Source organism: Sphingomonas aerolata (assembly GCF_023935825.1).
Classification (GTDB): Bacteria; Pseudomonadota; Alphaproteobacteria; order Sphingomonadales; family Sphingomonadaceae; genus Sphingomonas; species Sphingomonas aerolata.
The window spans coordinates 2,062,305-2,073,703 of sequence record NZ_CP098762.1 but is presented as its reverse complement, the minus strand read 5'-3'; the positions used below and the strand labels follow the sequence as shown (position 1 = coordinate 2,073,703).

Annotated in this window: 10 protein-coding genes and 1 pseudogene; 10 read left to right on the top strand and 1 reads right to left on the bottom strand. The window is 65.9% G+C overall.

The window, feature by feature from the left end; all coding sequences use genetic code 11:
- The 5 genes and pseudogenes from NEF64_RS09530 (at position 1) to NEF64_RS09510 (ending at position 4,902) form a co-directional block, all read left to right on the top strand.
- Positions 1 to 516, top strand: a complete 516-nt coding sequence (locus NEF64_RS09530) for a chemotaxis protein CheW (RefSeq protein ID WP_156360465.1) — start codon at positions 1 to 3, stop codon at positions 514 to 516.
- Between the two features lie 126 nt (positions 517 to 642).
- Positions 643 to 1,119, top strand: a complete 477-nt coding sequence (locus NEF64_RS09525; protein WP_056408544.1) for a chemotaxis protein CheW — start codon at positions 643 to 645, stop codon at positions 1,117 to 1,119.
- A gap of 100 nt (positions 1,120 to 1,219) precedes the next feature.
- Positions 1,220 to 2,065: pseudogene (locus NEF64_RS09520) on the top strand (CheR family methyltransferase).
- Between the two features lie 3 nt (positions 2,066 to 2,068).
- Complete coding sequence (locus NEF64_RS09515; protein ID WP_252573672.1) at positions 2,069 to 3,154, top strand: protein-glutamate methylesterase/protein-glutamine glutaminase; 1,086 nt, start codon at positions 2,069 to 2,071, stop codon at positions 3,152 to 3,154.
- Positions 3,155 to 3,165: 11 nt separating this feature from the next.
- On the top strand, positions 3,166 to 4,902 hold the full coding sequence (locus NEF64_RS09510; protein WP_252573670.1) for a hypothetical protein: 1,737 nt from the start codon (positions 3,166 to 3,168) through the stop codon (positions 4,900 to 4,902).
- Between the two features lie 28 nt (positions 4,903 to 4,930).
- On the opposite strand, the gene NEF64_RS19310 is transcribed toward NEF64_RS09510, so the two are convergent.
- Positions 4,931 to 7,399: an alpha/beta fold hydrolase gene (locus NEF64_RS19310; RefSeq protein WP_082447003.1), complete on the bottom strand. Its 2,469-nt coding sequence runs from the start codon at positions 7,397 to 7,399 to the stop codon at positions 4,931 to 4,933.
- A 64-nt stretch (positions 7,400 to 7,463) separates the two neighbouring features.
- On the opposite strand from NEF64_RS19310, the gene NEF64_RS09495 reads away from it, so the two are divergent.
- The 5 genes from NEF64_RS09495 to NEF64_RS09475 all read left to right on the top strand — a co-directional run bounded on the left by NEF64_RS09495 (position 7,464) and on the right by NEF64_RS09475 (position 11,160).
- Entirely contained in the window at positions 7,464 to 8,099 is a 636-nt protein-coding gene (locus NEF64_RS09495) for a TetR/AcrR family transcriptional regulator (RefSeq protein ID WP_056408554.1), read from the top strand.
- 186 nt (positions 8,100 to 8,285) lie between these two features.
- The gene (locus NEF64_RS09490; RefSeq protein WP_056408557.1) at positions 8,286 to 8,567 is read left to right on the top strand and encodes a hypothetical protein; all 282 of its coding nucleotides are present in this window, start codon (positions 8,286 to 8,288) and stop codon (positions 8,565 to 8,567) included.
- Between the two features lie 111 nt (positions 8,568 to 8,678).
- On the top strand, positions 8,679 to 9,548 hold the full coding sequence (locus NEF64_RS09485) for a CE1 family esterase (RefSeq protein ID WP_252573668.1): 870 nt from the start codon (positions 8,679 to 8,681) through the stop codon (positions 9,546 to 9,548).
- A 243-nt stretch (positions 9,549 to 9,791) separates the two neighbouring features.
- Complete coding sequence (locus NEF64_RS09480; protein ID WP_156360449.1) at positions 9,792 to 10,190, top strand: hypothetical protein; 399 nt, start codon at positions 9,792 to 9,794, stop codon at positions 10,188 to 10,190.
- 343 nt (positions 10,191 to 10,533) lie between these two features.
- The gene (locus NEF64_RS09475) at positions 10,534 to 11,160 is read left to right on the top strand and encodes an energy transducer TonB (protein ID WP_056408565.1); all 627 of its coding nucleotides are present in this window, start codon (positions 10,534 to 10,536) and stop codon (positions 11,158 to 11,160) included.
- The last annotated feature ends 239 nt before the right edge of the window (positions 11,161 to 11,399 follow it).

Here is an 11,399-nt window from a genome sequence, read left to right as displayed (position 1 = left end):
ATGGAAGACACGACGGAAACCCAGTGGGACGAAGACGGCCGGCTCGAGGTGCTGACGTTCGATCTGCAAGCCGAGAAGTTCGCGGTCGAGGCAGTCCTCGTCCGCGAGATCCTCGACCTGCTGCCCGAAACGGTCGTGCCGGGTGCGGACCGACTGGTCGCGAGCGTCGCGAACTTTCGCGGCAAGATCATCCCGATCGCCGACCTGCGCCTGGCGTTCGGCCTGCCCTCGGCGGAATCGACGATGGACAGCCGGATCGTGGTGGTCGAGCTCGACGTCGACGGCGTCCCGACCCAGATCGGCATCCGCACCGACAAGGTGCACGAGGTGGCGACCTTGCACCGCGATGCCAGCGAGACCCCGCCCACGGTCGGCCTGCGCTGGCGTCGCGATTTCATCCGCGAGCTGGTGCGGACGCCGCAGGGCATCATCGTCCTCGCCAATATCGCGCGGATCTTTGACCCGCTGCTCGGTGGCCGCGCCACCCCCGCCGTGCTCGCGCCGGCACTCCTCTGACGCTGGAAGGACCGACATGTACGGGTCAATCGAACGATGCTCGGCGACGGCCACTGATCGGTCCCGCGGGTCCCGGCCGGGTGGTGCTGCACGCCCCCACTCCGCAGCCTGTGAAAGGTGCGCGGCATGAGCGTCGCCGGAGAGCTGCAGGCCGTGACCTTCGGGCTGGGTGCCGAGACCTTTGCGGTGCCCGTCACGCTGGTCCGCGAGATCCTTGACTGGACCGAGACCTTTCACATCCCGAACGGCCCCGATTATCTGCTGGGGCTGACCGATCTGCGTGGCGAGGGCGTGACGACGATCGATCTGCGACGCCGCCTCGGCCTGCCGCCGGTCGCGCCGACGCCGAGCACGCGGATCCTGGTGATCGATGTCCCCGTCGATGGGCGCAACCTGGTCCTAGGCCTCGTCGTCGACCGGGTGCTGGAGGTCAGCACCTTCGACCGCGGCCAGATCGGCGCGGCGCCCGATATCGGCGTCCGCTGGCCGTCGCGCTATATTGCGGGGGTGGTCAAGCGGACCGAGGGTTTCGTCGTGCTGGTCGATGTCGCGCAGATCTTCTCCAGCGCCGAGGTCAGCGTCCTGCACGCCAGCGCCGCATGACGGGGTCGCGTCGCGACCCCTGACACCCAATCCTCATGGTGCCGCCTCGACCGGTCCCTCGTCATTTCTGGAGCTGGCTCCCGTGTCCTTCATCTCCCCGATCGTCAAAGCTACGCCAAGCGCCTCGGACCAGATCGGCCCGCGCTAGTTCGCGCAGCTCGCGGACTATATCTTCGACTATGCCGGGATCCGGATGCCGGCGAGCAAGCGGACGATGCTCGAAGGGCGGTTGCGGCGCCGGCAACGCGCGCTGGGGTTCGATACGCTCGAGGCTTATTGTCGCCATGTCCTGACAGACAATAATCTAGATCAGGAAGGCATCCACCTGATCAATGCGGTGACGACCAACAAGACAGACTTCTTCCGCGAACCGGTCCATTTTGACTTTCTGCGCGACGTCGCCCTCCCCGGCCTGGAAGCGACCTATCTGCGGACGATCCGCGCCTGGAGCGTCGCCTGCTCGACCGGGCCAGAGCCCTACACAATCGCGATGCTGCTCGACCAATTTGCCGCCACGCGCCGCGGGATCGCGTACAGCGTATTGGCGACCGATCTGGACACCGAAGTGCTCGAGATCGCCCGGCGCGGCATCTATCCAGCCGATCTCGCAGAGCCCGTTCCGGCGGCGCTGCGGCGCAAATATCTGATGGAATCGCGTGATCCGGCGCGTCGCGAAGTCCGCGTGATACCCGAGTTGCGCCGGGCGATCGCGTTCGCTCGGCTGAACCTGATGGACGAGGTCTATCCGGTGGGAGAGCCGATGCACCTGATCTTCTGCCGCAACGTCCTCATCTATTTCGACAAGCAGACCCAGCATGAGGTCGTCACGAAGCTCGTCAGCAGGCTCGCGCCGGGTGGTTACCTGTTCCTCGGTCATTCGGAATCGATCACGGGGCACGAACTCCCGCTCGTGCCCGTCGCCCACACCGTTTTCCAGCGGAGCTGATCCATGGCCGTCTCTGGAAAAATCCGTGTGCTCATCGTCGACGATTCCGCGGTCGCGCGGCATGCCCTCGCGGCGATCCTCGAGGAGGACCCAGAGATCACCGTCATGGGCACCGCCGCCGACCCGTTCAGCGCGGCCCGCCGCATCCAGGACGAAGTGCCCGACGTGATGATGCTCGACGTCGAGATGCCGCGCATGGACGGCATCACGTTCCTGAAGAAGCTGATGGCACAATGCCCACTTCCCGTGGTGATGTGCTCATCGGTCACCGAAAAGGGCTCCGACGCGATGCTGCAGGCATTGGAGGCGGGCGCGGTCGACGTCATCGTGAAGCCCCGTGCCGGGCTCGCCGAGCACCTCGCCGATCACAATCTCCAGATCCGCGACGTGATCAAGGCGGCGGCGCGCGTGCGGGTCTCGCTGCGGTCGTCCAATGGCAGCCGGCCCAGCCGGCTCGAGCAGAAGCTCACCGCGGATGCGGTCCTGCCGCCCCCGAGCGGTCGCGTGATGAACCGCGCGACTGAGCGCGTGGTGTGCCTCGGCGCGTCGACCGGGGGAACCGAAGCCTTGCGCGAAGTCCTCATGGCGCTGCCCGCAACGACGCCCGGTGTCGTCGTGGTCCAGCACATGCCGGAAAACTTCACGCGCGCTTTTGCCAATCGGCTGAACACTCTGTGCGTCGTGACCGTCAAGGAAGCCGAGCACGGCGATCCCGTCCTGCCCGGCACGGTCCTGATCGCACCCGGCGGCAAGCACATGATGATCGAGCGGCGCGGGACCCGCTATTTCGTTGCGGTCCGCGACGGGCCGCTGGTCTCGCGTCACCGGCCGTCGGTCGATGTCCTGTTCCGCTCGGCGGCGACCGCTGCGGGGACGAACGCGATCGGCGTCATCATGACCGGCATGGGCGACGATGGCGCGCGCGGGATGCTCGAGATGAAACAGGCGGGCGGCCGCACCTTCGCGCAGGACGAGGCGACGTCGATCGTCTTCGGCATGCCCAAGGAAGCGATCGCGCTGGGCGGCGTCGATCGGGTCGTCCCGTTGCATCACATCGCCCGCGACGTCTTGCACGCAACGGCACAATAGGGGCTAGGACGATGACACGGGTCGAACACAAGGCTGTCGAGTCCGATCGGGACGGCGACGAAATGCCGGCCTGGAGCTTGCTGGAGACCGAGCTCGCAAGTGTGGCGAGCGGGCTCGACCAGCGCTTCGTCGATGCCGGGCGCTCGCTGGAACGCGCGTATGACACGGTCGGAAACCTGATTGGCAGCCTCGAAAGCGTCACCAATGCGCTCGACCGGGACGCCGCCGACCGCGCGGTCGCGACGATGCAGGCCAATGCCGACCAGCTCGCCAGCCTGCCCGCGCGACAGAAGACGCGGCAGCATTCGCTCGACATCCTTCAGCAGGCGAGCGGAACGGTGCAGACGGAAATCGGGCGGGTTGACCGGACGCTCGATCTGCTGAAGATCTGCGGGCAGTATCTGAAAGTCGCGGCCGCTGGCGCGCACGGTTTTGCCGAGTTCGCCGACGCGATGGTCGCCGAACTGGACGTCAGCGAGCGCGAGATCCACGTGATCAGCAAGGAGGTCGGGCAGCTCGCATCGACGGTTCCCTGCGTCGTCGATGTGAACCGCGTGCTGGCGTCCGAATGCGCGCGCCTGTGCCCGCATGTTCCCGACAAGCTCGCCGCGGACGCGATCGGACTCCAGCAAAACCAGATCGAGGCCGCGCGGCGTGCCGAGACGATCGCAACGATTGCCCGCGACATTCGCAGCAAGCTGTCCGCGGCGCACGGCGCGTTACAGATCGGCGACATCACCCGGCAGCGGCTCGAACATGTCGCGCAGGCCTGCAGCCTGCTCGGTACGGCGGTCGACGAGCTCAATCGTGCGGGCGATCCGGCTGCCGCCAGCGCGCTCGAAGGCCAGGTGATGGCGATGCTCGCGGCCCAGGTCGCTGACGCGGCTGCGGATCTCCAGAAGGAATCGCGTCTGTTGGGCGGCAATTTCCGCGCGATCGCAACGCAGGTCGCGACGATGGTGGCACCGCATGAATCGAGCGGCGTCGAGCGGACGAGTGATGGCGCGTTCCTGCAGCTGCTTGAGCAAAGCGTCGCCGATGTCGATGCGGTTACCGCGCAATTGCGCGACGCCGACATGCGGTCGACGGAATTGGGATCCGAAGCCTCCGCCACCGTCAGACGCCTGGGCGAAAGGCTGACGACGATCCACCGGGTCACGAGCGGCGTGCGGATCATGGCATGGAATTCCGATCTGCGCTCGTTCCGCATGGGTCGCGAGGGCGACGGGCTGGCGCGTATCGCGACCGAGATCCGCTGTGCCGTCAACACCCTGGAGGCTGTCTCGGCGTCGATCGCCAGCGCCTTCGAACAGCTGAACGACGCTGCCAACGCGATCGGGTCGCCCCCCGATGGCGACGAAGCGACGGCAGGGTCGCTGCCCGAGGCGCTCGCGGTCATTCGCGCGGGGGCGTTGCTCACGCGTCAGGGCATGTCCGGCCTCGACCGTGATGCGGGGGCGATCCACGACATCGTCGCGGAGATGACCAGCACGCTGGACTGTGAAACCGCCTTTGCCGAGCCGCTGGCGCGCATCAACGCGAAACTCGATGCACTGGCAATGCCGCTGGTCGAAGCGAGCCAGAGCATCTCGGCCACCGGCGAGCAGCTTTTTCACGCGATCAACGCACTCTACACGATGGCACGCGAACGCCAGGTGCACGCCCGCTTTTCGCCATCCCAGGACCAGCCCGAAGCCGAGGTCGCTGCGATGTCAGAGGAAGACGACGACTGCGACGGTCTGTTCTGAGGTCGCGGCGAGTCCTCGACTGGTTCGATCAGCCGAGACGATCGGCCTGAGTCCTGATCCACGCCGCGGTCTCGTCGGGCCGCGTCACCGGAATCATGTGGCCGCCATCGATCAGCGTCAGCGCGGCGTGCGGCACCATGTCGGCGAAGCGGGCGCCATGTACCTCGGGATCGAGAATCTGGTCGTCGCGGCCGTAGAGGATCGCGATCGGGAGCCAGAGGCCGTGATAGCGCGCGACCATCTCGGGCAGGTCGTCATTGGCGGCGACGAGATCGGCCGAGGCCGCCTCGAAATTTGCCGGCCGCGACACCAGCGCGCCGCCGCCGCGCGTCGCGAAATCGGCGGGCACGGGCTCGGGCGCGAACGCCGCCGCCGCGCCCTTCTCGCCCGCCAGGATGGCGGCGGGTGTGGCGAGCGTCCAGGCCACCGCCTTGCGCGCGGCGGGAGAGACGATCGCGAGAGCCGCGAACGCGCTCGGCGCGCTGTCCTGCGGCTGGGTGAGCGGCGCGATCAGCGCCAAGCCACCGACCGCTTCCGGGTGGTCGATCGCCAGCGCGAGCGCCACCGCGCCGCCAAGCGAATGGCCGACAACCAGTGGCTTCTCGAGCTCCAGCGCCGCGATGAAGCGCGCGATCTGGGCGGCTTGCGCGCGGATATTCGCCGTTTCCCCGGGCGCCGAATAGCCGGAGCCGGGCCGGTCGATCAGGATCACGCGGTAGTCGGTCGCGAGGCGGTCGAGCAGCGCATAGCTGAAGTTGCGCATCTGCCCGGCGAGGCCATGGATCATCACGACCGTCGGTCCGGTGCCGCGGTCGAGATAGTGCATCCGCCGGCCGTCAACGTCGATGAAGGCACCATCGGCGGGTATCATCCGCTCGGTCCGCCGCTGGCTCAGCTTCGCGAACAGCGCAAGACCGCCGACCGCCGCGATCGCGGCCGCGGCCGTCACCGCGCCGATCGAAACGGCAGAGCGCGATGATTCGACCGGCACCGGAGTGGCGGCACCGCGCGCCTTGCCGAACCGCATCGTTCCGTCCTCCAGTTTGCCGAATTTGAGCGCGGCGAGATCCAGCGCATAGTTCTGATGCACCTTCCACGGCGCCTTGGACCCCTGATGTGGCAGGATGGCGTTGGCGCGCTGGACATAGCCCGAGGTGAAGCCGAGCATCGGCTCGGGTGTCACCGAGGGGTCGTCGTGCGTGGGCGTGCACATATCATAGCCGTTCGCGTCCATGTGCCGCAGCAAGCGGCAGGCGTAGCGGGCCGACAGATCGCATTTCAGCGTCCAGGATGCATTGGTATAGCCGAAGGCGAGCGCCAGGTTCGGCACGTCGCTCACCATCATACCCTTGTAGATCAACCGGTCGGCGGGGTTCACGACCTGCCCGTCGACGACGAGCTCGACGCCGCCCAGCAGGCGCAGGACGAGGCCCGTGGCGGTAACGACGATATCGGCGCGCAGTTCGCGGCCCGATCGAAGCGCGATGCCGGTCGGTGTGAAGCGGGCGACGTGATCGGTCACGATCTCCGCCTTGCCGCCGCGCATCGCCTCGAACAGGTCGGCATCGGGGACGAGGCAGATGCGCTGGTCCCACGGATCGTAGCGCGGTTCGAAATCGCGCTCGACCTCGTAATTCTCGGGCAACTGCGCGCGGACGCCCTTCAGGATCAGCGCCTTCATGTGATCGGGACGTTTGCGCGCATAGGCGTAGGTGGCGATGCCGAGTCCGACGCTCTTCCATTTGGTCGCGCTGTCGGCGAGCGTCCTGGGCAGCACGCGGTGCGTCCACCGCGCAAAGCCGTCCTGCGACGGGCGAGAGACGATATAGGTCGGCGAGCGCTGCAGCATCGTGACGTGCGCGGCCTTTTCGGCGAGCGACGGCACCAGCGTCACCGCGGTCGCACCGCTGCCGATCACCACCACGCGCTTGCCCGTCCAGTCGAGGTCGGCGGGCCAGTGCTGCGGATGGACGAGCTGCCCCGCATAGTCCTCGACACCCTCGAAGGGCGGCGTGAAGCCGGCGTCATAATCATAATAGCCGCTGCCCATGTACAGGAACCGGCAGATGATCCGCTCCGACGCGGCACCGTCCCGCTCGATCTCGACCGTCCAGCGCGCATCGGCGGACGACCAGACGGCGCGAACGACACGACGGCCGAAGCGGATATGCGCATCGATCCCGAATTCGCGCGCCGTATCGGCGATATAGTCGCGGATCGCGTCGCCGCCGGCGATCGCCTGGTCGCTCGGCCAGGGGCGGAAGGGGAAGCCGAGCGTGTACATGTCCGAATCTGAACGGATGCCGGGATAGCGGAACAGGTCCCAGGTGCCGCCGATCGCATCGCGCGCCTCGAGGATCGCGTAGCTCTTGCCTGGGCATTCGGTCTGGAAGCGATAGCCCGCGTCGATCCCCGACAGACCCGCACCGACGATCACGATGTCGAGCTCTTCCGCGGTGCCCGAGCCGGAGGGGATGGACGCAGTCTCAATTGCCATGCCGGAGTGCTCCGATAGAAGGATGCGACAGCAACCGCCGTTATCTGGAAACAGGAGTTATCACTTGAAATCGAGGGCGGCAAGCCAGGGCGGACGGCGCTATGGCGGTGCATCGGCTAGCGAGCGGCGCGTCGAGCGGCGCGGCCGGCTGATCCGCGCCGCAATCGCGCTCTATGGCGAGCAGGGCTATCGTCACACGACGGTGACCGCGGTCTGCCGCGCGGCCGGGCTGACCCCGCGCTATTTCTACGAAGCCTTCGCCAATAGCGAAGCGCTGCTTCTCGCGACGTTCGGGGAGGTCACGCAGTTCGTGACGCAGCGGGTCGCCGCGGCCGCCGATGCGGCGGGAGGGACGCCGGAGGATCGGCTGATCGCGCTGCTGACCGCCTATTACGACCTGCTGCGCGACGAGCCGGCCAGCGCGCGCGTCTTCCTGTCGGAATTGTCCGGCATCGACCCGCAGGTCGACGAGCTGTTCGAACGCTCGATGGCCAGCTTCGCCGACCTGATCGCCGGCACGCTGGTGCCGGCCCATGTCCCCGGCTCGATCGAGCCGCTGTGCCGTGCCGGCGCCATGCACGGGCTGCTCGCGGTGGCGCGCGACTGGGTAGCGCGGGGGTGCGAAGAACCGGTGTCACGGGTCGTGCGCACGGTCGAGCCACTCTGCCGGATGCTGATCAGCCGCGCGGGTGATGATTAACGGCGCGATGTCACCGGAACGCGCGATCTGAGGAGGCACCTGCCCTTCTCCACCGCCCACATCAGCCACCTGATCCTCCGCCGCGGTCGTGACGACGACGCCATCGCTGCAACACGCTCGATCTGCGCGGTTTCCGAACGCCAAGCGCTTCGCTACACACCGCGGCACGGCGGACGGAGATACCCAGTGGACGACGAATTTGCCGAAGCCGTGGCCGGCGCACTGGCTGCACAGGGCTTCGTGCTGGAAAACCTGTATGCCTTGCTGCTCGCCAGCGACACTGATCCGGTCAGGGCCTGCCAGGCTACGGCGCATCGCATGCTGGAGGATTTCGGCAGCCTCCAGGCAACCGGGGTACAGGTCATGACGGACGACGAGGTCAACCGTATCAAGCGACACGCGCTCGATCGGCTCGAGCGGTTCTGGAACGGCGTGGAACGCCGCATCGCCAGCCTGCCGCAAACCTAGCGCTGGGCTCTCGATCCACCGACGACGCAGGAGGTGATGCGCGTTGGACACGCGTCCCTTGCTATTACAGGGACTTTTCAGCGCGAACGGCTGATGTCGGAGATTGGACACATGGTGGTATTTCGTCTGCTTATTACCTTCGGCCTCTGCTTCATTGCAGGTGTCGCGCGCGCCGAGTGCCGCCCTGGCAGCATCGAGGCCCTGCCTGAACGCGCGATGCTTCACCTTCCCGCGGCGGGCGTGACCGGGCCCGTACCGCTTGTGATCCTGCTCCACGGCAGCACCGGCACGGGGGCGGAGATGCTGCGCGACAGCCACCTTGCAGACACGGCTGATCGCCACGGCTTCGTCGTCGCGGCACCTGATGGCGGTATCGCCGCGGGTCGTGGCTTTGTGTGGAACATCCCCGGCGTCCCGACCGTCACGGTCAGCATGCCGGCACGCGATGCACGCGACGATGTCCGGTATCTGACGGGTCTGATCGACCGGCTCGTCGCAACCGGCTGCGTCGACGGCACGCGGGTATACGCGACGGGCTTGTCAGGTGGTGGACGGATGACGTCCTGGCTCGGCTGCGTCGCCGCACGACGTTTCGCCGCGATCGCGCCGGTGGTCGGACTGCGTGCCGGACGCCCCCTCACGTCCAATGTGTCACGCGCCGATCCTGCGACGTGTCGCTCGACAGCGCCGCTGCCCGTTCTCGCCTTCGCCGGCGATGCCGACACCACCAACCCCATCACCGGCGGCGGCGCGCCCTATTGGCAATATTCACAGGCCGCCGCGCTGCAACGCTGGGCCGTGCTGAACGGCTGCTCGGATCCCTATGCCCGCAACCTCGGCGCGACGGTCTACGAACAGGGCTATGCCCGCTGTCAGCACGGCGCGAACGTCGCGGCGCGTGTGACGCGCGGCGGGCCGCATAGCTGGTCGGTCGTAGACAATGAGGCAATGTGGGCGTTCTTCTCCCGCCACCGGCGCTAAGTCAAAGGTCGGCAGCTGCCAGAACGTTTCGGCAATTCCAGGTTCAGTTACCAGTTCAAATACTTCGCCATCCCAACCCTATTCCGATGGTTGATTGCCAGGTTAATCTGCCAGTTGTTTTGTATTAAATTACCTACTGCTTATTTTATCAGACCGAATCGATGTATTGCCCGCGATATGAAAGCAGGATACGCTGGTTGCATAAGATGATGGGGGGATGAAATGCGGGGGCTTTTGCTTGGCATGATCGCATCTGTTCTCGCATCGGCAACCGGAGCCCAGGGACAACAATTCCCTTCGGCGCAGGGAGTCGGGGCGAACGACAGCGGTACGGGGGAATTCAACCGTCAGCAAAATTTCCGGGATTTCGCAGTCAGCGTTACCGACGCCAATCGATTGACAATGCGGCCGGTCCCGGCGGGGCCGAAAGACATCATTCAGGGGCTGGACGTCCATGACGCAAAGGGACTCGTCGTCGGCAAGATCGAGACCGTCGGTAAAGGCTTTGCGGTCGTGTCGAGTGCGATAGGGAGCGTCGAGGTGGACTTTCCGTCCTTTGCAAAAAACAAGAACGGGCTCTTGATCAATATGCCCAAGAGCAAGCTCGACGTCATGATGGCGCACGGTCATCCGGCCCCATGACGTGCCGTTGGGCCTAAACGCCAATAGCGGGGCGTCTGTAGCCGCCGGTCTCGGGTCGCACAGAGCCATGTCTTCCGCCGCTACGGGACGCCGCACCATGCCGCCCGCGCCTGACGGGCCCCCCTTTGAATGCGATCGGTTCGTCCGGCGGAGCCACGGGCTCGCGGCAGGGTCAGATGATCATGCTTAAGCTGCCGGGGCCCGGATTGCCGTTGGGGTGCGCTGCCGGGAAGAATATCACCTGCGGGCATCGGGTCTGGTGGGCGACCCTACCCGCGAGACGAGCGTCACCAGCCTGGGGTTCCAGCTACCAAGAAGCACTATCCGCAACGGGGAGAGGCGAATGTTCTGGCTGGTAATGCTCGTTCTCGGGGGACAGGGCACGCTGACGCCCGTGATCGTCCGCAACGCGAGTGAGATGCTCACGTCCGACGATTACGTCTCGCGCGCAGTCGGTACGGGCAAGAGCGGCTACACGGTGGTCGAGATCCTGATCGATCCGACTGGAAAACCTCAGACGTGCGGCCTTGTCTCGACCAGCGGATCCAAGGATCTGGACCTGAAGGCGTGTGCAGCCGGGGTGCTGCGGGGTAAATATGCGCCCGCTACGGACGAGACCGGGTCGCCCATGTACGGTGTCTACCGGATGCGGGTTCGGTGGCACATGGAGCTCTTCTTCGATGCTTCTACCCCTACACCCAAGGTGCCGGCAGACATCGTTCTGGAAGTCGCGAAGCTGCCGGCGGGGCAGAGGTCCGTTGCTGTCACCCTGGCCTATCTGGTCGGGGAAGACGGCGCGATCCGACGCTGTTCGGTTATAACGTCGAGCGGCTCTGCGCCATTCGATACCGGCGCCTGTTCTTCGATGATAAAGCATTATCGCTACGCGCCGGCCAAGGACAAGGCCGACAAGGCGTGGCCAGTCATTCGCATGCAGCGGATTGAATTCACCTCGACTAAACTGGGTTAACCTGACCCGATCGGCGCACGTGATCAATGTTCGTTACCATTGACACCGCTTCGCCAGTCTTCCGGTTTCACCCGCATGACGACTCCGCCCTGGCGCCCGGGCATACCATCAGTAATCGCGTACCATGGTGATACAAGTTCGGCGTTAACCATTCATCTAAGTTGTTCGAAAGACCGACGGTCTTCGCTAGTTGACGCTCGAGCTTGGTGACGAGCGGCCTGGCGCTCGCATGAAGCCCG